Here is a 1,471-nt window from a genome sequence, read left to right on the forward strand (position 1 = left end):
GAGCGGCATCACGCGGCGAACCGTAATTGGTTTCGCTGCCCGCCTCCCCCTGAACCAGGCGCACGGCCTCACCATTGGCGACATCGACGGCCACCGGTGAGGGCAGAACCTAGCGTTGATCCATGATCGCGCTGCTGGACCGGCTGCGGCTGTTCACCATTCGCGAGTTCACCACGCACTGGGGGCGGACCGTAGCGTCGATCGTCGTACTCACCGTGTGCTCGGCCTTTCTGGTGGCCGTCATCGGTATTTCGGGATCGCTCACCGGGTCGGTGACGCGGCTGGCGGCCGGGCTGTCCGGCGATGCGGCACTGGAGATCTCCGGCGTCACCGATGCCGGATTCCCGCAGCAGGTGCGTGCCGACGTGGCCGCGGTGGCGGGGGTGGCGGCGGCGGTGCCCATGCTGCGCGCCAGTGCCGGGCCGGACGCGGACCGGTTGCTGGTGGTGGGGGTGGACGGATCGAGCGCGGCGCTGGGCAGTGATCTGAAGGGCGCGGTACAGGGCAGCGAGCTGACCGACCTGCTCGCGGTGCCGAACGGCGTCCTGGCCGGGCCCGCAACGGGATTCACCAAGGGACAGGTGGTGCGGCTGGGGTCGCGCACGGTGACCGTGGCGGCCGTGCTGTCGGGTGAGCGGTTGTCCGGCTTGAACGGCGGCCACTATCTGATCGCGCCGCTGCCGGTGGCCCAGCAGCTCACCGGGCGAGTGGGGCAGCTGGATTCGGTGCTGATCGTCGCGAAACCGAATACCGATATCGCGCAATTGAAGTCGGCGATCACCGCGGTGGTGGCCGGGCGGGCGCTGGTCGACACCCCGGCCGCGCGGGCGGCGCAGAGCAACAACGGCGTGGTCATGGTGCGGTTCATCGCGTCCATGGGCGCGGGCCTGGCATTCGTGGTGTCGGCGTTCCTGATCTACAACACCATGAGCATGGCGCTGGCCGGACGACGGCCGGTGATCTCCATGCTGCGGGCCATCGGCGCGCGGCGGCAGACCATCGTGCGGGACGTGATCGCGGAGGCCGTGACGCTCGGGGTGATCGGCGGTCTGCTCGGCGCGGTGCTGGGAGTGTTCGTCGGCCGATACGCGATCGGCCTGCTGCCGGGCGCTTTCACCCAGATGATGGACGCGCGGCTGCAATACATCCTGCCCGGTTACGCGATTCCGGCGGCGATCGCGGCGGCCACGCTGACCAATGTGGCCGCTTCGGCGGTGGCGGCACGGCAGGTGTACCGGGTGTCGCCGGTGGAGGCGCTGGCCCCGGTCGGGGTGTCCCGTGCCGACGTGGTGTCGCGGCGGCTGCGGATCGCGGGCGCGGTGGCGGGGCTGGCGCTGGCCGCGGTGGCGGTGGTCATCCAGCGCGCGCATCTGGGCCTGTTCGCCGCGGCCGCACTGGGTTTCGCGTTCGCGGCGGAGATTCTGCTGGCCTTCGCCCTGGCCGGGCCGATCGTGCGGGCGGCGGCCGGGGT

At 71.2% G+C, this 1,471-nt stretch carries 1 protein-coding gene; it reads left to right on the top strand.

The window, feature by feature from the left end:
* Positions 1 to 122 precede the first annotated feature (122 nt).
* Positions 123 to 1,471, top strand: a 1,349-nt coding sequence (locus ACWELQ_RS45595) for an ABC transporter permease (RefSeq protein WP_452403174.1), incomplete at its 3' end; no start/stop codon positions are given.

The organism is Nocardia sp. NPDC004722 (assembly GCF_053601505.1).